A 20,488-nucleotide genomic window follows, 5' to 3' on the forward strand; every position below is an offset into this window, starting at 1 on the left:
CCCCTACCGTCATCCCCACGGGGGCGGCTCCCCGGTGTGCTTCCTTCTCAACTTCCTGAAAAGTTCCTAGCGCACCCCCTCTCCGCCCCCGCCTCTCACCTCACCTTCCCGGGGGACCCCTCTTGACCGAACTCGCCTCCGTCCTGCTGCGCCGCCTCCGTACCGTCTACGTCGACCAGCCGGGCCCGCGCCCGGGTGATCCTTCGACGGCGGGCGGCATGACAGCCCTGGAAGCCGAGTTGCTGGACAGGGGTTTCGCGCCGGACAGGGAGCTGAGGGAGGCGCTGGCCTGGCTGGGGCCGGCCGGACTGGCGAGTGCGGGGCGGGAGTTGATCGCGTACATAGATGAAGAACTCGGCGCGGACCGCACGCACATGCCGCTGTTCCGGAACTTCCCGGTGTCCGTGCCGGAGGACACGGAGGCGCTGTGGGTGGACCGGGTCTTCACGCTGCTCCTCCAGTGGCCGGAACAGCCCTGCGTCCTGTGCGGAACGGTGGCGAGTGTGCACCCGGTGTCTCCGTGCGCGCACCTGGTGTGCCGGGAGTGCTGGGACGGCGCCGACTACGCGGGCTGCCCGATCTGCCACCGCAGGATCGACGCGGCGGACCCTTTCCTGAGGCCGACGCGCCCGCGGCGCCGGAACGAGGCCGCCGTGGGCCCGCTCAAGGTGCTGGTGCTGGGCAGGGACGCGCGCGCGGACGCCGGCGCGGCGCTGCGGACGCTCCTGGCCCGCCGTACCCCGCTTCCGCCCCGCGACCGGGAGGATCTCGGCGTGCTGCTGGAGCACGCTCCGAAGGGCGTGGAGTGGTTTCCGCGGGATGTGCCGGTCCGGGAGACCAAGGCGCTGGTGCTGGGCCGTCTGCTGGCCGCACAGGGCCGCCGTGAGGACGTTCTCCCGCTGCTGGACGCGCATCTGACGACCGCTACGGACGTGCTGCGGCTGCTGTGCGTGTGGTCCGGCGGAGAGGCGGACCTGATCGAGCCGCCGAGGATGCGCTCGCTCCCGCGCGCGCTCCGCCGGCGCCTGCTCGCCGTCCTGGAGCGCTGCCCCCGCCTGGTGGAGGACGTCCTGCGCCACCCGACGGCGTGGAAGCGCGCGGCCGAGACCCTGCACCCCTTCGAACACCACACCCGGCACCCGAGGACGACCCTGGCGTTCGCGGTCCTGCGGGGCACGCCGATGACGGGCGACCTCGGCGAGGAGGTCCTGCGCACCGCAGCCGCCCACCCCCACGAGGTACGGATCGACGGCACCCGCGTGAGAGCGGCGACCTGGCACGCGCGCGTGGAGGAGGCCCTGGCCGGCAGAGACACCCGCACGGCCCTGGACCTCCTCGCCGAACGCCCCGGCGAGCTGCTGCGCCGCCTGGACCACGTCCTGCGTCTGGACGGCCTCCCCACGCTCCCGGACGACTTCGCCGACGTCCTGCGCGCCGCCCTCCCCCAGGCGGGCCCCGCGCCTCTCCTGGCCGCCCTGGGGCGCCTGAGGGTCCGTCATCTCCCGGCCGCGCGCCGGGTGTTCTTCCCGCGCGGTCAGGTCACGCACGCGTACACGGTCGACGACACGCGCCCGCCGCTCGCCGAGGCGGTGACCGGCGCGGTGTGCGCGCTGCTGGAGGCGGAGGCGGTCCGGCGCCTCGCGTCGGCCCCGCGCGTGGAGCTGGCGGTGGTGGACTCGGCGCTGGCCGGGCTCGCCGTACCGGTGACGGAGCGCGCGGACGCGAAGGCGCTGGTGTCGGTGCCGCGCGGGAGCACGCAGCCGCTGCCCCGGGGCGAGGTCCTGCGGCTGTTCCTGCACTGGACGGAGCCCGCGCGCACGCGCGTGGACCTCGATCTGTCGGTCGCCCTGTTCGACGAGGGCTGGGAGCAGGTCGGCCTGTGCGACTACACGAACCTGGTCCACGGCGAGCGCTGGGCGGTGCACTCCGGCGACCTGACGTCGGCTCCGGCGCCGGACGGCGCGACGGAGTACGTCGACCTGGACCTGAGCGCGCTGCGGGCGCACGGCGTGCGGTACGCGCTGCCGGTCGTCCTCAGCTTCAACAACATCCCCTTCGAGAAGCTCCTGGACGCGTTCGCCGGGTTCATGACCCTGCCCACGACGCCCACGACGGCGGGCGCGGCGTACGACCCCCGGACGGTACGCCAGCGGTACGACCTGGCCGGGGACTCGCGCATCCACGTCCCGATGCTGGTGGACCTCAAGGAGCGGACGTTCCTGTGGGTGGATCTGCATCTGTCGGGGTCCGAGGGGCTGCACAGCGTGGGCCGGCACTCGACGGCTCTCGCGCGGGCGGGCCGGGACCTGCACCAGTACTTCGCGTCGGGGCGCTCGACGCTGTGGGACCTGACGGTGTGGCACGCGTGTGCGCGTGCGCGGGAGGTGGCGGTGATCCGGCGGGCGCCGGTGCCGGGGGCGCTCGACGAGCTGTGGCACTACCGGCGCGCTGACGGGGAGTCGGCCACGGCGTTCGCCGCGCGCGTACGCGTGCTGGACGCGCCCGACCGCCAGGAGCCGGTCGGCGACGCGGACGCGGCGGCGTCCGAACTCGCCGCGAAGAAGCGGGTGTTGCTCGGTCTGGTGCACGGCGGGATGGCGCCGGAGGGGGCGAGCGGCGAGGTGTACCGGCTGCTGCCGGGGCCGGTGGACGGGGCGGGTCTCACGCCGCTGGCGGCCGGGGATCTGGTGGCCGCCCTGGGGTGAGGGGGCAGGGCTGTCGGTCCCGACCCGTATCCTCAGGAACCATGCTCGAAGACCGCATGCTCACCACCCCGTCGCCCGTCGACTGGCCCGGCACATACCCCGAGGGGTATGCCGTGGTCGACGTCGAGACCACCGGGCTCGCGAGGGACGACCGGATAGTGTCGGCGGCGGTCTACCGGCTGGACGCGCGCGGGGAGGTCGAGGACCACTGGTACACGCTGGTGAACCCGGAGCGCGATCCGGGGCCGGTGTGGATCCACGGGCTGACGAGTGACGTGCTCGAAGGGGCGCCGCTCTTCGCCGAGGTCGCCGAGGAGTTCTCGCGGCGCCTGGAGGGGCGCGTGCTCGTCGCGCACAACGCGGTGTTCGACTGGCAGATGATCGCCCGCGAGTACGCGCGCGCCGAGCGGCAGGCGCCCGTCAGGCAGCGGCTGTGCACGATCGTGCTGAGCAAGGAGCTGGGGCTCCCGCTGCCCAACCACAAGCTGGAGACGCTGGCCGCGCACTTCGGCGTCGTCCAGCAGCGCGCGCACCACGCGCTGGACGACGCGCGCGTGCTGGCGGAGGCGTTCCGGCCGAGCCTCAGGGCCGCCGCCGCGCGCGGGGTGCGGCTGCCGCTGCACGAGTGTCGGCCGCTGACGGAGTGGCAGGACCGCCCCGCGACGCCGTGGATCGGACGGCAGGGCGGCGGCTACCGGCAGCCGGCGACCTGGCGGCCGTCGCGCAAGCGGCCCCCCTGCCCCTACCCGAACCCCGGCCGCTTCGAGGACGGCAAGCCGCTCAAGCAGGGCATGAGGATCGCGTTCTCCGGCGACACGTCGACCGAGCGGGACCTCCTGGAGGACCGCGCGGTGGAAGCCGGTCTGCACGTCTCCACGAGCATCTCCCGGCTCACCAGCCTGCTGGTGACCAACGACCCCGACTCGGGCACCTCGAAGGTCCTCAAGGCCCGCCAGTTCGGCACCCCGGTCGTCGACGAGGCCGCCTTCGGCCAGCTCCTGCGGGACGTGGCGGCGGCCGACTCCGGCGAGTAGGCAGCCGCGTCCGACCCTGCCGGGGCCCGCGCGCGCAGCGGGTTGTACGGTCGTGGGGTGTACCGCTTCCTGTTGTCCCGGCAGTGGGTGATCCTCACGCTGGTCGCCCTCGTCCTCATCCCTACGATGATCCGGCTGGGCATCTGGCAGATGCACCGGTACGAGACGCGGCACGCGCGCAACGAGCTGGTGGCGAGCGCGCTGCGCGCCGACCCGGTGCCGGTCGAGAAGCTGACGTCCCCGGGGCACGAGGTCACCCGTTCCGAGCGCTACCACTCGGTCACGGCGGTCGGCCGGTTCGACACCGCGCGCGAGGTCGTCGTCCGCCGCAGGGTCAACGCGGACGACGAGGTCGGCTTCCACGTGCTGACGCCGCTGGTGCTGACGGACGGCAAGGTGGTGCTGGTCAACCGGGGCTGGATCCCCGCGGACGGGCCCAGCCAGACGGCGTTCCCGAAGATCCCGGCGCCCCCGGCGGGCCAGGTCACCGTCACCGGGCGGCTGATGCCGGACGAGACGACCGCGGCAAGCGGCATCAAGAACCTCAAGGGTCTCCCCGACCGGCAGATCATGCTGATCAGCAGCGGCGAGGAGGCGAACCGCCTGAAGGCGCCGGTCCTCGGCGGATACCTGGTGCTGACGGCGCCGGAGCCGAAGGGCGACACCCCGGAGCCGATCGGCAAGCCGGGCGACGAGAACGCGGCTCTGAACTACGCGTACGCCATCCAGTGGTGGCTGTTCGCCGCCGCCGTCCCGTTCGGCTGGTTCGTGCTGGTCCGCCGCGAACTGCGCGACCGCGCGGAGAAGGCGCAGCAGACGGACGAGCAGGAGCAGGCGGAACCGGCGACCGTGTAGCTCGCGCGGGCGCGTGTCTGATTGCCGGTGCCCTCCTGAGGGAAACCGGATCTCCATGCGCATCGAGGACTACGCCGTCGTCGGCGACGAACAGACCGCCGCGCTGGTCGGCCGGGACGGCTCCGTCGACTGGCTCTGTCTGCCCCGCTTCGACTCGGCCGCCTGCTTCGCGCGCCTGCTGGGCGACGAGGAGAACGGCCACTGGAGGATCGCGCCCAAGGGGGCGACCGGACCGTGCGCCCGCCGCTCGTACCGGGGCGACACGCTCGTCCTGGACACCGAGTGGGAGACCGGTGACGGCGCCATCAGGGTCACCGACCTGATGCCCCAGCGGGACAAGGCGCCCGACCTCGTGCGGATCGTGGAGGGGCTGCGCGGCACGGTCACCGTACGCAGCACGCTGCGCCTGCGGTTCGACTACGGGTCGATCGTGCCGTGGATGCGCCGCTCGGACGGCCACCGGGTGGCCGTCGCGGGCCCGGACTCGGTGTGGCTGCGCAGCGAGCCGCCGGTGCGGACGTGGGGCGAGGACTTCGGTACGCACGCGGAGTTCGAGGTCGCCGAGGGCGAGAAGGTCGCGTTCGTGCTGACCTGGCACCCGTCGCACGAACCGCATCCGGCCCGTGTGGACCCCTACGAGGCCCTGGAGGCGTCGTTGGCGGACTGGGGCGCCTGGTCGGCCCGCTGCCGCTACAAAGGGCCCCACGAGGCCGCTGTGCGGCGTTCCCTGATCACGCTGAAGGCGCTGACGTACGCGCCGACGGGCGGGATCGTCGCCGCGCCCACCACCTCGCTGCCGGAGGAGCTGGGCGGCGTACGGAACTGGGACTACCGGCACTGCTGGCTGCGCGACTCGACGCTCACCCTGGGCGCGCTGCTGTCGGCCGGCTACCACGAGGAGGCCCGTTCCTGGCACCGCTGGCTCCTGCGCGCGGTCGCCGGCGACCCGGCCGACCTCCAGATCATGTACGGCGTGGCGGGCGAACGCCGCCTGCCCGAGCAGGAGTTGCCGTGGCTGTCGGGGTACGAGAACTCGCGCCCCGTACGCGTCGGCAACGGCGCCGTCGACCAGCTCCAGCTCGACGTGTACGGCGAGGTCATGGACTCCCTCGCGCTCGCGCGGGACTCGGGGCTGCCCGCGCGCCCGCACGTGTGGGCGCTCCAGCACGCGCTCATGGAGTGGCTGCGCGACAACTGGCGCCAGCCCGACGAGGGGCTGTGGGAGGTGCGGGGCGGGCGGCGTCAGTTCACGCACTCCAAGGTGATGGTGTGGGTCGCCGCCGACCGCGCCGTACGCGCGCTGGAGACGCACCCGCACCTGCGCGGCGACCTCGACGGCTGGCGCGAGCTGCGCGACACCGTGCACGCGGAGGTGTGCGAGCGCGGGTACGACACCGAGCGGGGCACCTTCACGCAGTCGTACGGGTCCGCCGAACTCGACGCCGCGCTGCTGCTGATCCCGCGCGTGGGGTTCCTGCCCGGCGACGACCCGCGCGTGATCGGCACCGTCGACGCGGTGCGCGCGGAGCTCGGCCACGACGGGCTGCTGCGGCGCTACAGCACCGACGGCACGACCGTCGACGGGCTGCCCGGCTCCGAGGGGACCTTCCTGGTCTGCTCGTTCTGGCTCGTGGACGCGCTGCACCTGACCGGCCGCCGCAAGGAGGCGCTCGCCCTCTTCGAGAGGCTCGCCGGGCTCGTCAACGACGTCGGGCTGCTCGCCGAGGAGTACGACCCTGTCAGCGGCCGTCAGCTGGGCAACTTCCCGCAGGCGTTCAGCCACATCGGGCTCGTCAACTCCGCCCTCGCCCTGTTCGGCGGCGGGGAGGCAGGATAGGGGCCATGGATCTTGGACTGAAGGACCGGGTGTACGTCGTCACCGGGGCCACCCGCGGGCTCGGCAACGCGGTCGCGCGCGAGCTGCTGGCGGACGGGGCGAAGGTGGTCGTCTCCGGGCGGGACGAGGAGCGGGTCGCGCAGGCGGTGCGCGAGCTGGGCGGGGACGCGGTCGGGGTCGCCGTCGACAACGCCGAGCCCGACGCGGCGGACCGGCTCATCGCCCGCGCGCGCGAGGCGTTCGGGCGGTTCGACGGGGTCCTCGTCAGCGTGGGCGGGCCGCCGCCCGGGTTCGTCGCCGACAACACGGACGAGCAGTGGGAGGCCGCGTTCCGGTCCGTCTTCCTCGGCGCCGTACGGCTCGCGCGCGCGGCTGCCGCCGAGCTGGACGAGGGGGGTGTCATCGGGTTCGTGCTGTCGGGGTCCGTGCACGAGCCGATCCCCGGGCTGACGATCTCCAACGGGCTGCGGCCCGGGCTCGCCGGGTTCGCGAAGTCCCTGGCGGACGAGCTGGGGCCGCGGGGCGTCCGGGTCGTGGGGCTGCTGCCGGCGCGGATCGACACGGACCGCGTGCGCGAGCTGGACGCCCTGTCCGCCGACCCCGAGGCGACGCGGGCCGCGAACGAGGCGCGGATCCCGCTGCGGCGGTACGGGCGGCCGGAGGAGTTCGGGCGCACCGGAGCGTTTCTGCTGTCGCCGGCCGCTTCTTATCTGACCGGGATCATGGTCCCCGTGGACGGCGGGATGCGGCACGGGTTCTGACCCGTCAGCTGACCCTCTCCGCCTTGTGCTTCATCGCCCTCATCCGCACCTCCGTCGGCAGCGCCTTCAGGGCCGCCGAGTCGCGCGCCCGCGCGAGGGAGTGCGTGATGAAGTTCCGTAGCGCCTCCCCCGGGGCCGCGTGCGGTTCCACCCTCAGGTGGACCTGCGTCTCCGGGGCGTCGCGGCGGCCGGTGAGGTGTACGCGCGCGTGGGAGACGCCGTCCAGGTGGGCCGTCTCGGTGGCGAGGACGTTCTCCAGGGCGCTGCCCCGCAGGACCGCCGACTCGCCGTCGCCGGTGTTGATGAGGACCTCGCCGAGGCGGCGGCGCCGCAGGTTCGCCGTGAGCCACCACAGGGCCAGCAGGACGATCAGGGCGAGGCCCCCGATGACCGTCGGCCACCACCAGCCCTCCTCGCGCCAGCGGGTGCGCTGGGAGGCCGTCAGGAGGGCGTCGTGGCGGTCGCCGTGGAGCCACCAGGAGGGCGGTTCTGCGCCCAGCCCGATCGCGAGCACGGAGCCGCCCAGGGCGAGCAGGGCCAGCCCGGCGAGGCCGAGCAGGACACGGTTGACGGTACGGAGCATCGCGGGTCACCCCTTCTTCGCGGGCCGGCGGACATGGATCGACAGCGCCGGAGGGTGGGCCAGTCCGAGGCCGTCCAGCGCCGCCGCGAGCGTGGCCGCCAGATCCGCGCGCACCTCGTCGAGGTCGCGGAAGTGGGACACCGTACGGACGTCGATACGGCGCCGTCCCATCCGTACGGCGACGGACTGGACGCCGGAGACCTCCATCGCCCGGTCCCGCAGGACGAGCGCGGCGGCGTCGCGGTGCAGGCCCGCGCGCACGTCGGGGTGGGTCGGCCGCATCGGCAGGACGTCGCGGTGCCCCGGGGTCATGGCGAGCAGCAGGGCCAGCAGCCCGAGGGCGACGGCGACGCCCGCGCCGGTGCGGACCCACGTGTCGTCCAGGGGGCGCGCGGCGAGCTGGTGGGCGAGTTCGCGGCGCCAGCGCATCGCCGGGTGCCCGGCGCGGACGGCGGCGACGTCGTACAGGAAGAGTCCGGCGACGGCGAGGACCAGGAGGGCCGTGAGGGCGGCCGGTGCCCGGCGGGGGGACCAGAAGCGGCGTACGCCCGCCGGTGGGGGCGCCGCTTCGGGCTCCGGGGCCCTGTCCGGCTCCGGGCTCTTCTCCAGGATCACCGGCAGCCGCTGGGTCGTGCCTTCGCTGCCCTGGGGTTCGCTCATCGCGTCCTCCCCTGTGCCTCGCCGGAGGCGGCCGTCGGGTGGAGCCGTTCGATGGTGACGGCGACGTCCGGCACGTCCATTCCCACCAACGCGCGTACCCGCTCGACCACGTTTCGACGCACCGCGCGGCAGCGGGCCGCGATGTCGGTGGGGTAGTCGAGTTCGAGGTGCACGCGTACGCGCGCGGTGTCGTGCGCGACGACCACCAGGGCGTGCGGGGGCGCCGCGTCGGGCGGCAGGGGGCCGAGGGCCTCGCGGGCCGCCTGGGAGGCGATCTTCGCGACCACCCGGTCGGCGATCCGCGTCGCCCCGCGCTCGCCCGCCGCGACGGTGGACGTCATCGGCGCCGGTCGTCGCGCGAGCGCAGGAAGTCGCCGAGGTCCAGGTCCCCTTCGAGGAACCGGCCGACGACGAACCCGATGGCGCCGAGGGCGGCCACCAGGAGGAAGGCGCCGAACCCGCCGAAGTACCCGGCGAAGCCCAGCGCCATGCCGACGATCATGCCGATCACGGCTCTGCTCATGTGTCGTCCCTTCGCGTCGCCGGCCACCGGGTCACTGGATCCGGGGCTCGGGCTCGTCGTCCTCTTCGTCCGGCAGCTTCACGTCGCTGACGGCGATGTTGACCTCGACGACTTCGAGGCCCGTCATCCGCTCGACGGCGGCGATCACGTTCTCGCGGACCGCCCGCGCGACGTCGGCGATGGAGACGCCGTAGTCGACGACGATCTCCAGGTCCAGCGCGGTCTGCACCTCGCCGACCTCGGCCTTCACGCCGCGCGAGACGGACTTGGAGCTGCCGGGGACGCGGTCGCGCACGGCGCCGAAGGTGCGGCTGAGCCCGCTGCCCATGGCGTGCACGCCGACGACGTCCCGCGCGGCGAGCCCCGCGATCTTCTCCACGACACCGTCGGCGATCGTCGTCCGTCCCCTGGTCGCGGGGTCCCCGCCGCCCCGCTTCACGGCCTTGCGCACCGTCTGCTCGGTCTCGCCGACGGCGTTCTGCGTGGTGTCGGTCATGATCCGTACGTCCTTCCGGGCCGTCCGCCTTCGGTCAAACCAACCGTAAGCGCGGTTGCCCCACAGCGCCCCGGGGATGCGGCAGGCTGGTGGAATGACTGCGGAGCAGCACTGGCGTCAGACGGTCCGGCACCATCTCGGACTCGGCAGGTTCCTTCCCCTCGGCGGCCCGCGCGACGGCTGCTGGATCGCGGAGAGCGTCGCGGAGACGGTCCTCGGGCGGGCGGTGGCGGGCAACGTCGAGGGCGCCCGCCTGGGCCCCCTGCGGCTGACGCTCACCGATCCGGAGAACGCGCACGACCCGGTCGTACCGCCGCCCCCGACGGCCCTCCCGCCGGGCCCTCTGAAGATGACCGCGGAGTTCTCCGCCCGCCCGACGGAGCCGTTGCCGAACTCGGCCGCCCGGCTGCGCGCGGCCCTCGCGGCGGCGTCGGCGCAGCGCCTCGGACTCGTCGTCACGGAGATCGACCTGCGGGTGACGGGCCTGGTCCTCCCGGAGGACCCGCCGGACGAGCCGGAGCCGCTCCGCCCGTGGCAGGGGCCCCTGCCCGAGGCCCTGGCCGGGGTGCCGGGGGTGCTGGGCGGCACCGTACGCCTGGAGGAGCGGGCCGGGACGAACGCGCTGCCGCGCACGCACGCGCGCGTGGAGATCGCCGTACGCGCGGACCTGCGGACGCTGGACGTGGCACGCGAGGCCCGCACGGCGGCGCAGCGGCTGCCGGGGAGCCCGACGGCGGCGGTGCTGGTGGTCGCCGTGGGGTGAGCGGGCGGAGGTGACACGGGGGCGGGTGCACCTCCGGCAGCCTCACCGGCTCCGGCACCGGGCAGGGCGTGACGCGCGGGCAGGGCGCACCGGCACGATCTACCGCCGCCGCCCCGCTTCCGGCACCGGAGCGTCGTACGGCCCCCGGCCCCCGCCCTTACTCCCCCAGCCCCGCCAGGTCCCTGAGCCTGCGGGCCTGCGCCGTGCGTTCCGCCGCGCGCTGGTCGTCGTACGAGCGGCCCGCCGCGCCCTGGAGGAGGGCCTTCGTCTCCACGACGGCGTCCCGGGGGGCCGTGAGGAGGGTGGCCGTGAGGTCCTGTACGGCCTTGTCGAGGCCGGCGGCGGGGACGACCGCGTTGGCGAGGCCGATGCGGAGGGCCTCGTCGGCGTGGACGTAGCGGCCGGTCAGGCAGATCTCCGCGGCGCGGCCGTAGCCGACCAGGGAGACCAGCGGGTGGGTGCCCGTGAGGTCGGGGACGAGGCCCAGGCTGGTCTCGCGCATGGCGAACTGCACGTCGTCGGCGACGACGCGCAGGTCACAGGCGAGCGCGAGCTGGAAGCCCGCGCCGATGGCGTGGCCCTGGACGGCGGCGACGGACACGATGTCGCTGCGCCGCCACCAGGTGAAGCCCTCCTGGAACCCGGCGATGGCGGCGTCGAGTTCGGCGTCGCCACGGCGCGCGAGGTCCACGAAGGACGGTTCGCCCTCGATGCCCTCGGGCGTGAACATCTGCCGGTCGAGCCCGGCGGAGAAGGACTTGCCCTCGCCGCGCAGCACGACGACGCGCACGGAGCCCGGCAGTGACCGCCCGGCCTCGGCGAGCGCCCGCCACATCGCGGGGCTCTGCGCATTGCGCTTGGCCGGGTTGGTCAGCGTCACCGTGGCGAGCGTGTCGTCGACGGTGAGCCGTACGCCGTCCTTGTCCAGTGCCGGTGCGAGCGAAGCCATGGGGCGCCTCCGATGGGTGCGGTCACCTGAGTACAGCTAAGTGACTGCACAGTAACCACCCGGTCGATCTGTGCGCCGACCGGGTGGCCACCATCGAGGAACGATGGGCCGCCCGACGTCAGGACGTAGCGGCCTTCTTGCCCCTCGTCGCGCCGCCACGCCCACGGAGCGTGACGCCCGACTCGCTGAGCATCCGGTGGACGAAGCCATACGAGCGGCCGGTCTCTTCGGCCAGCGCCCGGATACTCGCCCCGGAGTCGTACTTTTTCTTCAGGTCTGCCGCGAGCTTGTCGCGCGCGGCGCCGGTCACCCGGCTGCCCTTCTTCAGAGTCTCGGCCACCCGTGCCTCCTCATGGGAAGTGCGCTCTGGTCCCCTCATGATCACCCCTCCCGGCGATCCTGGCCACCCATTCGGCAAGGTCCGTGGGTGAGGGTTTTGACGACAGGAGCACGTCTCCACAAACGGAAGACGATATTCCGAACGACCGCGTCCGCTCCGTCGAACGCCACTTTGCGTGAACACGCAGGTCAGAGAGGAACGAAGGCCGGCCCCCCGTCGACGGTTGTCGACAAAGGGACCGGCCGGGAAAAGCGGAACGGACACACCTCGATACGAGGAGATCTCACACAGATGATGGATCACCGGTAGGCCGAATGATCCATACTCAGTGGATCATCCATTCGATCAAGCCAGGGCGACCAGATCCGCGTAGTCCGCGCCCCACAGGTCCTCGACGCCGTCGGGCAGCAGGATGATCCGCTCGGGCTGGAGCGCCTCCACCGCGCCCTCGTCGTGGGTGACGAGGACGACGGCGCCCTTGTAGGTGCGCAGCGCGCCGAGGATCTCCTCGCGGGAGGCCGGGTCGAGGTTGTTGGTGGGCTCGTCGAGCAGCAGGACGTTGGCCGAGGAGACGACGAGGGTCGCGAGCGCGAGCCGGGTCTTCTCGCCGCCGGACAGGACGCCCGCGGGCTTGTCGACGTCGTCCCCGGAGAACAGGAACGAGCCGAGCGTCTTGCGGACCTCCACGAGGTCGAGGTCGGGCGCGGAGGAGCGCATGTTCTCCAGGACCGTGCGCTCCGGGTCGAGCGTCTCGTGCTCCTGCGCGTAGTAGCCGAGCTTGAGACCGTGACCGGGCCTGACCTCGCCCGTGTCGGGCTTCTCGACGCCGCCGAGGAGGCGCAGCAGGGTCGTCTTGCCCGCGCCGTTGAGGCCGAGGATGACGACGCGCGAGCCCTTGTCGATGGCGAGGTCGACGTCCGTGAAGATCTCCAGGGAGCCGTACGACTTCGACAGGCCCTCCGCCATCAGCGGGGTCTTGCCGCAGGGCGCGGGCTCGGGGAAGCGGAGCTTGGCGACCTTGTCGGAGGCGCGGACCGCCTCCAGGCCCGCCAGCAGCCGGTCGGCGCGCTTGGCCATGTTCTGCGCGGCGACCGTCTTGGTGGCCTTGGCGCGCATCTTGTCGGCCTGCGCGTTGAGCGCGGCGGCCTTCTTCTCGGCGTTCTGCCGCTCGCGCTTGCGGCGCTTCTCGTCGGCCTCGCGCTGCTGCTGGTAGAGCTTCCAGCCCATGTTGTAGACGTCGATCTGGGCGCGGTTGGCGTCCAGGTAGAACACCTTGTTGACGACCGTCTCGACGAGGTCCACGTCGTGGGAGATGACGATGAAGCCGCCCCGGTAGGTCTTCAGGTAGTCCCGCAGCCAGACGATCGAGTCGGCGTCGAGGTGGTTGGTCGGCTCGTCGAGCAGGAGCGTGTCCGCGTCGGAGAACAGGATGCGGGCCAGCTCCACGCGGCGGCGCTGACCGCCGGAGAGCGTGTGCAGGGGCTGGCCGAGCACGCGGTCGGGGAGGTTCAGCGCGGCGGCGATCGTCGCGGCCTCCGCCTCGGCGGCGTACCCGCCCTTGGTGAGGAACTCGGTCTCCTGGCGCTCGTACTGCCGCAGGGCCTTCTCGCGGGTGGCGCCGCTGCCGTTGGCGATGCGCTGCTCGTTGTCGCGCATCTTGCGGATCAGTACGTCGAGCCCGCGCGCGGAGAGGATGCGGTCGCGGGCGAGGACGTCGAGGTCGCCGGTGCGCGGGTCCTGGGGGAGGTAGCCGACCTCGCCGGAGCGGGCGACCTGGCCCGCGGCGGGCTGGCCCTCGCCGGCCAGGACCTTCGTCAGGGTCGTCTTGCCTGCGCCGTTGCGGCCGACGAGGCCGATGCGGTCGCCCTTGGCGACGCGGAAGGTGGCGCTCTCGATGAGGATGCGGGCGCCTGCGCGCAGTTCGATACCGGAGGCGGAGATCACGGACAGACTCCAGGGCGTGTTTGGGATGACTGGACGAGGGTGTGCGGACGATCCCGTCGTCTAATGCGCGAGGAGAATGGCCATGAGGCCAGTCTAACGGGGGCTCGCAAGCGCTTTTGCGGCCCCGGGCGCCGGCCCGTCCGGGTGAGCTGCGGGGGCGGGGGCGCCGATCGCGCGGCACGCTGGGCGCATGCAGTTCGACGACGACGCGCCGCTGGACACCTCCGAGGTGCAGGACGTGCGCGGGAGCCGGATCCCGGGCGGGCGGGCCACTGTCGGCGGCGGGATCGCCGGGGTGGTCGCGCTCCTGCTGGCGCTGTTCCTCGGCGTCGGCCCCGACCAGCTCGGGCTCTCCTCGGGGAGCGACGAGCCGGCCGCCACCGCCTCCTCCCTGGCGCAGGTGCAGCAGACCTGCCGGACCGGGCGGGACGCGAACACCAAGGACGACTGCCGGATCGTGGCCGTCGTCAACAGCGTGCAGGACTACTGGAGCGAGGAGTTCCGGCGGCGCGGCGGCACGTACACGCCGTCGCCGACGGTCCTGTTCAGCGGGCGCGTGAACACCGCGTGCGGGCAGGCGAGCGCCGCCGTCGGGCCGTTCTACTGCCCCGGCGACCGCAAGGTCTACCTCGACCTCGGCTTCTTCGAGGAGCTGCGCACGAAGTTCGGGGCGAGCGGCGGGTCCTTCGCGCAGGCGTACGTCGTCGCGCACGAGTACGGCCACCACGTCCAGGACCTCCTCGGCACGCTGAAGCGGTCGCAGGACGGGCGTACGGGCGCGGACAGCAACGCCGTGAAGGTCGAGCTCCAGGCGGACTGCTACGGCGGTGTCTGGGCGCGGCACGCCACCACCACGAAGGACTCCGCGACCGGGCGTCCCCTGCTGACGAACGTCGACGCCGCCGACATCCGCGACGGGCTCGACGCGGCTGCCGCCGTCGGGGACGACCGGATCCAGGAGCGGTTCCAGGGGCGGGTCACGCCGGAGTCCTGGACGCACGGGTCGGCGCGGCAGCGGCAGCAGTGGTTCGACACCGGGTACCGCGGCGGTGACATGGAGCGGTGCGACACGTTCCGCTGACGTTGTCAGTGGGGGGTGCCAGACTGGGCGACAGGTGATTTTCCGGCAGGAATCCACAGGGACCGGTCAGGGAGTGGTCGGCATGGCGGGAGCGGCGAGCGGGCGTCCGAGCATCTGTCCGACGGTGCTGTACGGCGACGCGAAGGCGGCGATCCGGCAGCTCACGGAAGCCTTCGGCTTCACGGAACTGACGGTGTACGAGGGCGAGGGCGGGGTGATCCTCCACGCCGAGCTGGTGTACGGGAACGGGGTCGTGATGCTCGGCTCCAAGGGCCGGGGCGGAGCCTTCGACACGGCGATGAAGGGCGCGGGTCCGACGGGGACGTACGTCGTGGTGGACGACGTGGACGCGCATCACCGGCGGGCGGTGGAGCAGGGCGCGGAGATCCTGATGCCGCCGACCGACCAGGACTACGGGGCGCGGGACTACATGGCGCGGGACCTGGAGGGGAACGTGTGGTCGTTCGGGACGTACGCGCCGGAGGTCAGGGGGTGAGATGAGGAGGCTGTGGGGGGTGCGGGAGGTGTGGGGGTTCTCGGGGGCGGTGGGGCGCCCCCTGCGGGGCGGTCAGCTGCCTCCGGTGTGGACCTGGAAGGCCGCTCTGCGGACGGCTTTCGCGAGGGCCGGGTCCGGGTGGGCGGCGGCGAGGGCGACCAGGACCTGGACGGTGCGGGGATGGCCGACCGCGCGGACCTCGTTCAGGAGCGCGGGTACGGTCGGCTGGAGCGCGGATTCGAGGTGGCGGACCAGCATGGGGGCCTCGCCGTGGTCGGCGACGGCGGCGGCCGTGTCCACCCAGAGCCAGGTCGCCTCCTCGCGTGTGAGGACCTCGTGCGCGTCCTCCGGGTCGACGCCGTCGTGCTCAGCGAGCCACAGCAGGGCGTACGGGCGCAGCGCGGGTTCGTCGACGACCGCGCGGACGTCCGGCTCGGCCGGGGCGCCGACGACGCGCAGCGCCTCGAAGGCCAGGCCCCGCAGGAGCGCGTCCTCGCCGCGCGCGGCGACCAGGAGTTCCGTGACCGCGCTGCCGACCGTGCGGGCGGCGAGCCAGGCGCGGTACTCGGAGCGGGCCGCGTTCGGGCGCAGCTGGGCGCAGCCGCGGAGCATGTCCTCGGCGGCCTGCTCGATGTTCCCGGCGGGGCTCTGCGCGGCCACGCAGATCTGCTCCAGCTTGACCCAGGTCGCCCAGCTGCCCAGGGGGGTGAGGGTGGCCTGTCCGGCGCCGCCCGTGAGCGCGCCGACGGTCGCCAGCGCGTGGAGGGCCCAGTCGAGGAGGGGGGCGAGCTCGACGGGGTCGGCGGGTTTCGCGGTGAGGGGGTCGGGGTCGTCGAGGGCGGGGACCGCGACGGGGCCGGTGGGCGCGGCGGGCCCCGCGGCTCCGGTGGCCGCCGTGAGTGCCGGGGCGGTGAACCCGCCGGTCTCCGCCGTGTCCGCGTCCCCGTCCGCCCCCGCGGCGTACGGGATCTCGCAGCGTTCCGTGCGGAGTTCGGTGACGCGCTGGGCGAGGAGGTCGAGGAGCTGTTCGACGGGCACGGGCCCGGCGGAGAGCTGGAGGAAGGAGAGGACCTGCGGCATCGCCGAGACGACCTCGGCGACCGTGGCGGGCTCCTCGCCCGCGGGTTCGGGGACCGCGAGGGACCAGGCGTCGAAGAGGGCCACCCAGCCGCGGAGCACCGCGCTGTCGTCGCGGTCCCAGGCGCGCAGCCGCCAGCCGGGGCGCGCGCTCGCGCCGTGCACCTCGATGAGGCCGGCGAGCCTCGCGGTGTCCCAGTCGGCGCGGACCTGGTCGACGCTCAGGCCGAGGTCGCTCGCCGCGCGCCGCGCGGTCGCCTCGGAGAGGGTCGCCCTGCCGTCGATGGTCGCGGCGTCCTTGCCGGGGCCGAGGGCGTTGTCCGCCCAGCGGGCCACGCGGGCGGCGGCGGCCAGGCCCGAGCGAGCCATTCTGGCCAGTTCCGCCGGGGCCGGTGTGCCTTCCGGTGGGCGGGGCGCGGCGCGGCGCGGGCGCCGCTGGTTCACAGCTGAGGGGGCGGCGGCCAGGGGTCGCGGGCGGACGAGTCGAAGCCTGGAGTCGCGCGGGATACGGGACGTCACGGGTGCAGTCTTCCGGTTGACGGTCCGAAAACCCAAACGGAATGTCACGGGCGGCTACGGGACTGGCCAACGCACGGGGTGCGGCGAGGGGTCGGAGCGGGTGCTCGGGGCAGGTACGGGGCCAAGCGGAATCTCCGCTACCGGGGCGGGCGGGTGTGCCGGGACTCACACCGACGGGGCATGCGGGGGTGTCGCGGGGACGTACGCCGGGGGAACGCGGACCGGTGTCGAGGGGAATCACGCCGGTGCGGCCCGCGCCGGTCTCGCCGGGCGGCGCCGACGAGGGTCGGCGTTCGGCCAACTCCCCCTCGGCGCCGCCGATCTCGGCCGCTCACATCAGTGGCGTCAGGAACCTCCGCAGGATCTCCTCGTAGGCCGCCGGGTCGGCGTTCCACATCGCGCCGTGCGGGGCGTCCCGGACCTCGTGGAGGGTCGTGAGCGCGGGCGCCCGCGCGGCGAGGCGGCGGGAGAGGTCCCAGGGGGCGACCGTGTCGCCGGGGCCGTGGACGATCAGCGTGGGGACGCCGGGGAGCGTGAGCGCGGTGTCGCCGTCCGGGGGTTCCTGCCCGTTGCCGAGGCGGCCCAGCGCCGCGCGGACCGCCAGCGGGAGCAGGGCGCCCGGGGTGCGGCGCGCGGCGGCCAGCGAGCGCAGGGTCCGCTGCCAGTCGAGGACCGGGGAGTCGAGGACCAGGCCGCTGACGCGGTCGGCGAGGCCGGAGCGGGTGGCCGCGCGCAGGGCCATCGCCGCGCCGGTCGACCAGCCGAGCAGGATCACGCGGTCGGCGCCGTGCGCGAGGGCGTACCGGATCGCCGCGTCGACGTCCCGCCACTCCGTCGTACCGAGGTGGTTGAGGCCGTCCGGCTGGCGCGGTGCGCCCGCGTCGCCCCGGTAGGCGGGGACGAGGACCGGGAAGCGGCGGCGGTGCAGGAACCCCAGGACGTTCAGGGCGTGTTCGCGGCCGGCGCCGAGGCCGTGCACGGCGATCACCCAGGTGCGGCGCGCGCCGGGCACGAACCAGGCGGGCAGCGTGCCGAGTTCGCCGGGGACGCGGACGTCCGTGTGCGTCAGGCCGAGGGCCGTCGTCGGGTCGCCGACGTGCAGGTCCGGGGTGAGGCGTACGGACGTGCCGGGGCCGAGCGTGCCGTAGGAGACGCGTTCCAGGCGGCGGACGACCGTGTCGGCGTCGTGCGGGGCGTTCGGCAGGACCGGGCCGACGACCGCGTGGACGTCCGTGCCGGTGACGCCGTACGTGCCCGGTCTGAGGGCGGCGAGGTCGCGGGTGAGCGTGAGCTGTCCGGCCGCGGTGGCGTGCACGGTGAGCCTGGGTTCCGTCGGCAGGGGCCGGCCCGGTGGCGCCTTCAGCGCCGTGTCGCTCGCCACCCGGCCCGCGGCGACGCTCGCCGCGCCGGCGGCCACTACTGCGGAGACGGCGACGGCCGTCGCTTTGACTGGGCGCACGGGTCCAGTGTCCGGGTGGTCGGCGGGCGCGGCCAGTGGACGTCCCGGGCTTTCAGGCCGTCCCCTGCCCGTACCCCCTCAGCTTGTCCCCCGCCTCCCGCACCTGGGCCGGGGTCAGGAGGCTCGGGGTGTGGCCCGGGACCGAGGCCGCCGTCAGCCAGAGCCGGCACATCCATTCGAGCTGGGCCGTGTCGGTGAAGGCGCGGTCGAGGGTGGGGGCGTACGCGAGGGTGCCGTGGTTCTGGAGGAGGCAGGCGGTGCGGTCCTGGAGGGCCGTGCGGATGTGGTCGGCGAGTTCCTGGGTGCCGTAGGTGGCGTACGGGGCGACGCGGACCGGGCCGCCGAGGGCTCCCGTCATGTAGTGGATCGCCGGGAGTTCGGGGACGAGGGTGGAGACGGCCGTCGCGTGGACGGCGTGGGTGTGGACGACGGCTCCGGCGCCGGTCGCGCGGTAGACCGTGAGGTGCATGGGGAGTTCGCTGGTCGGCTTGAGGGTGCCGAGGACCTGGGTGCCGTCGAGGGCGACGCCCGTGATGTCCTGGGGCCCCAGCCGGTCGTACGGAACGCCTGTCGGGGTGACGAGGACCACGTCGTCGAGTCGTACGGAGACGTTTCCCGATGTGCCCACCACGAGTCCGTCGGTGACCGTGCGGCGTGCCGTCGCGACCAAGGACTCCCATGCCGCGGCCTCTTCGGGACGCGGGCGCCTCTGCTCAGCCATACGGGTGATCCTGCCAGGTGGGGGAGTCATGCCCACAGTGACACCGCGATGCCCTGTCCAGTTCACCTTCCGTTCATTCAGGTTACCTACCTTCAACGAGCCGATTACTACGAACGATTGCCTGGGTAAATGGAAAACTTCTCGCTGATCCTCGCGATAGTGGTGGTAACCGCTCTCGCGTTCGATTTCACGAACGGTTTCCACGACACAGCCAACGCGATGGCGACGACCATCTCGACCGGCGCACTGAGGCCCAAGGTGGCGGTGGCCATGTCCGCCGCGCTGAACCTTGTGGGGGCGTTTCTCTCCGTGGAGGTCGCGAACACGATCTCCAAGGGGCTTGTCGACGAAAGCGGTATACGACCCGAGGTGATCTTCGCGGCGCTGGTCGGCGCGATCCTCTGGAACCTGCTGACCTGGCTGGTCGGCCTCCCCTCCAGCTCCTCGCACGCTCTGATGGGCGGCCTGATCGGCGCGACGCTGGCCTCGGCCGGCACGGGCGCGGTGCACGGCGACGTCCTGGTCACGAAGGTGCTGATCCCCGCGGTCGCCGCGCCGATCGTCGCCGGGGTCGCCGCGATGCTGGCGACGCGGCTGTCGTACACCCTGGCGAAGAAGGCCGACGGGAAGGCCGCGGAGAAGGGCTACCGGTTCGGGCAGATCGCCTCGGCCGGGCTCGTCTCGCTGGCGCACGGCACGAACGACGCGCAGAAGACGATGGGCATCATCACGCTGGCGCTCGTCGCGGGCGGCTCGCTCGCGCCCGACTCCGACCCGCCCACCTGGGTCATCCTCTCCGCCGGTCTCGCGATCGCGCTGGGCACGTACCTGGGCGGCTGGCGCATCATCCGCACGATGGGCAAGGGCCTCACCGACCTCCAGCCGCAGCAGGGCTTCGCGGCGCAGACGTCCGCCGCTACGGTCATCCTCGCCTCCTCGCACCTCGGCTTCTCCCTCTCCACCACGCACGCGGTCTCCGGGTCCGTGATGGGCGCGGGGCTCGGCCGCAAGGGCGGGGTCGTGCGGTGGTCCACCGCCACGCGGATGTTCGTCGCGTGGGGGCTGACGCTGCCGGCCGCCGCGCTGGTCGGGGCGCTCGCGGAGTCGGTCACGGACCTCGGTGACTGGGGTACGGCCGCCGTCGCGGTGTTCCTCGTCGCCTCCAGCGCGGCGATCTGGAAGATCTCGCGGCGTGAGGTCGTGGACCACACCAACGTGAACGACGACTCCTCGACACCCGATGCCGGTGCCGCCGACATCAAGGTCGTGATCCCCTCCCCGGCGACCGCCGCCACCGACCCGGCCGCTCCCCCGGCCGCGACCGTCTGACCCCGAAGGACACCGCAACCATGAAGATCGACTGGTCCGCACTCGGCTCCGTCTTCGGTGTCAGCCTCGTGGTCACCGTCGGGCTCGTGACCCTCTTCACGCTCGGCGTCATGGGCCTGTCCCGCCACGAGCGCGCCCAGGCCGACGGCGGCTCCGCCGCGCTCGCGGTGACGGGGGCGTACGCCTGCTTCGCCGCGTGCCTGGGGGCCGTGGCGTACGGCATCAGCCTCATCGTCGCCTGAGCGCCCGGAAAACCGGCAGCAACCGTTTGCACAACCCCGTACGGCACCCGCTGTACGGGGTTTCGTGTGGGGTTCTGCACACTCCGCTCTCGCAGGTCAACGGTGAGTTGACGG

Annotated in this window: 21 protein-coding genes; 10 read left to right on the forward strand and 11 right to left on the reverse strand. The window is 73.4% G+C overall.

All coding sequences use genetic code 11. From position 1 onward, the window contains the following. The first annotated feature begins 122 nt into the window (after positions 1-122). Genes PV682_RS26305 through PV682_RS26325 form a run of 5 tightly spaced genes read left to right on the forward strand, consistent with a single transcriptional unit; the run spans position 123 to position 7,192 of the window. Positions 123-2,705 carry an MXAN_6230/SCO0854 family RING domain-containing protein gene (locus tag PV682_RS26305; RefSeq protein ID WP_319734020.1) on the forward strand — a complete coding sequence of 861 codons (2,583 nt, stop codon included), beginning with the start codon at positions 123-125 and terminating at the stop codon, positions 2,703-2,705. 41 nt (positions 2,706-2,746) lie between these two features. Then, the gene (locus PV682_RS26310) at positions 2,747-3,739 is read left to right on the forward strand and encodes a DEDDh family exonuclease (protein ID WP_319734023.1); all 993 of its coding nucleotides are present in this window, start codon (positions 2,747-2,749) and stop codon (positions 3,737-3,739) included. A 57-nt stretch (positions 3,740-3,796) separates the two neighbouring features. Beyond that, on the forward strand, positions 3,797-4,594 hold the full coding sequence (locus tag PV682_RS26315; RefSeq protein WP_319734025.1) for an SURF1 family cytochrome oxidase biogenesis protein: 798 nt from the start codon (positions 3,797-3,799) through the stop codon (positions 4,592-4,594). Positions 4,595-4,649: 55 nt separating this feature from the next. Beyond that, positions 4,650-6,431 (forward strand): glycoside hydrolase family 15 protein, encoded by a 1,782-nt coding sequence (locus PV682_RS26320; RefSeq protein ID WP_407705743.1) that lies wholly within the window; start codon positions 4,650-4,652, stop codon positions 6,429-6,431. 5 nt (positions 6,432-6,436) lie between these two features. Continuing rightward, complete coding sequence (locus PV682_RS26325) at positions 6,437-7,192, forward strand: SDR family oxidoreductase (RefSeq protein WP_319734027.1); 756 nt, start codon at positions 6,437-6,439, stop codon at positions 7,190-7,192. Between the two features lie 4 nt (positions 7,193-7,196). On the opposite strand, the gene amaP is transcribed toward PV682_RS26325, so the two are convergent. Genes amaP through PV682_RS26350 form a run of 5 tightly spaced genes read right to left on the reverse strand, consistent with a single transcriptional unit; the run spans position 7,197 to position 9,454 of the window. Next, a complete protein-coding gene (gene amaP / locus PV682_RS26330) occupies positions 7,197-7,775 on the reverse strand; it encodes an alkaline shock response membrane anchor protein AmaP (protein WP_319734029.1) in 579 nt (192 codons plus the stop codon). Positions 7,776-7,781: 6 nt separating this feature from the next. Beyond that, on the reverse strand, positions 7,782-8,435 hold the full coding sequence (locus tag PV682_RS26335; RefSeq protein ID WP_319734031.1) for a DUF6286 domain-containing protein: 654 nt from the start codon (positions 8,433-8,435) through the stop codon (positions 7,782-7,784). Further along, positions 8,432-8,776 (reverse strand): Asp23/Gls24 family envelope stress response protein, encoded by a 345-nt coding sequence (locus PV682_RS26340; protein ID WP_055722137.1) that lies wholly within the window; start codon positions 8,774-8,776, stop codon positions 8,432-8,434. The genes PV682_RS26335 and PV682_RS26340 overlap by 4 nt, the downstream gene beginning before the upstream one ends. Beyond that, positions 8,773-8,958, reverse strand: a complete 186-nt coding sequence (locus tag PV682_RS26345; protein WP_319734034.1) for a hypothetical protein — start codon at positions 8,956-8,958, stop codon at positions 8,773-8,775. The genes PV682_RS26340 and PV682_RS26345 overlap by 4 nt, the downstream gene beginning before the upstream one ends. 31 nt (positions 8,959-8,989) lie before the next feature. Further along, on the reverse strand, positions 8,990-9,454 hold the full coding sequence (locus tag PV682_RS26350; protein WP_055722139.1) for an Asp23/Gls24 family envelope stress response protein: 465 nt from the start codon (positions 9,452-9,454) through the stop codon (positions 8,990-8,992). Between the two features lie 94 nt (positions 9,455-9,548). Between PV682_RS26350 and PV682_RS26355 the strand changes: the two genes are divergently transcribed. Next, a complete protein-coding gene (locus PV682_RS26355; RefSeq protein WP_319734038.1) occupies positions 9,549-10,217 on the forward strand; it encodes a nucleopolyhedrovirus P10 family protein in 669 nt (222 codons plus the stop codon). A gap of 157 nt (positions 10,218-10,374) precedes the next feature. Here the strand turns inward: PV682_RS26355 and PV682_RS26360 are convergent, their stop codons facing one another. From PV682_RS26360 to PV682_RS26370, 3 genes are all read right to left on the reverse strand, one after another. Next, complete coding sequence (locus PV682_RS26360) at positions 10,375-11,166, reverse strand: enoyl-CoA hydratase/isomerase family protein (protein ID WP_319734040.1); 792 nt, start codon at positions 11,164-11,166, stop codon at positions 10,375-10,377. Positions 11,167-11,284: 118 nt separating this feature from the next. Next, on the reverse strand, positions 11,285-11,506 hold the full coding sequence (locus tag PV682_RS26365) for a helix-turn-helix domain-containing protein (RefSeq protein WP_010355597.1): 222 nt from the start codon (positions 11,504-11,506) through the stop codon (positions 11,285-11,287). A gap of 345 nt (positions 11,507-11,851) precedes the next feature. Continuing rightward, a complete protein-coding gene (locus tag PV682_RS26370) occupies positions 11,852-13,450 on the reverse strand; it encodes an ABC-F family ATP-binding cassette domain-containing protein (protein ID WP_319734047.1) in 1,599 nt (532 codons plus the stop codon). Between the two features lie 190 nt (positions 13,451-13,640). Here PV682_RS26370 and ypfJ point away from each other — a divergent pair, with 190 nt between their 5' ends. Both ypfJ and PV682_RS26380 read left to right on the forward strand, forming a co-directional pair. Continuing rightward, on the forward strand, positions 13,641-14,531 hold the full coding sequence (ypfJ, locus tag PV682_RS26375) for a KPN_02809 family neutral zinc metallopeptidase (RefSeq protein WP_319734049.1): 891 nt from the start codon (positions 13,641-13,643) through the stop codon (positions 14,529-14,531). Positions 14,532-14,613: 82 nt separating this feature from the next. Further along, complete coding sequence (locus PV682_RS26380; protein ID WP_319734051.1) at positions 14,614-15,027, forward strand: VOC family protein; 414 nt, start codon at positions 14,614-14,616, stop codon at positions 15,025-15,027. A 72-nt stretch (positions 15,028-15,099) separates the two neighbouring features. On the opposite strand, the gene PV682_RS26385 is transcribed toward PV682_RS26380, so the two are convergent. The 3 genes from PV682_RS26385 to PV682_RS26395 form a co-directional block, all read right to left on the reverse strand. Further along, the gene (locus PV682_RS26385) at positions 15,100-16,623 is read right to left on the reverse strand and encodes a hypothetical protein (protein ID WP_407705744.1); all 1,524 of its coding nucleotides are present in this window, start codon (positions 16,621-16,623) and stop codon (positions 15,100-15,102) included. A gap of 331 nt (positions 16,624-16,954) precedes the next feature. Next, positions 16,955-18,082 (reverse strand): alpha/beta hydrolase, encoded by a 1,128-nt coding sequence (locus tag PV682_RS26390; RefSeq protein ID WP_319734054.1) that lies wholly within the window; start codon positions 18,080-18,082, stop codon positions 16,955-16,957. 52 nt (positions 18,083-18,134) lie between these two features. After that, entirely contained in the window at positions 18,135-18,803 is a 669-nt protein-coding gene (locus PV682_RS26395) for a class II aldolase/adducin family protein (protein WP_107104098.1), read from the reverse strand. Between the two features lie 129 nt (positions 18,804-18,932). On the opposite strand from PV682_RS26395, the gene PV682_RS26400 reads away from it, so the two are divergent. Further along, complete coding sequence (locus PV682_RS26400; protein ID WP_319734058.1) at positions 18,933-20,132, forward strand: inorganic phosphate transporter; 1,200 nt, start codon at positions 18,933-18,935, stop codon at positions 20,130-20,132. 20 nt (positions 20,133-20,152) lie between these two features. Continuing rightward, positions 20,153-20,374 (forward strand): hypothetical protein, encoded by a 222-nt coding sequence (locus tag PV682_RS26405; RefSeq protein ID WP_055723602.1) that lies wholly within the window; start codon positions 20,153-20,155, stop codon positions 20,372-20,374. Positions 20,375-20,488 lie beyond the last annotated feature (114 nt).

Origin of the sequence: Streptomyces niveiscabiei, from assembly GCF_033794345.1 — a bacterium.
In the GTDB taxonomy this organism is placed as follows: Bacteria; Actinomycetota; Actinomycetes; order Streptomycetales; family Streptomycetaceae; genus Streptomyces; species Streptomyces niveiscabiei.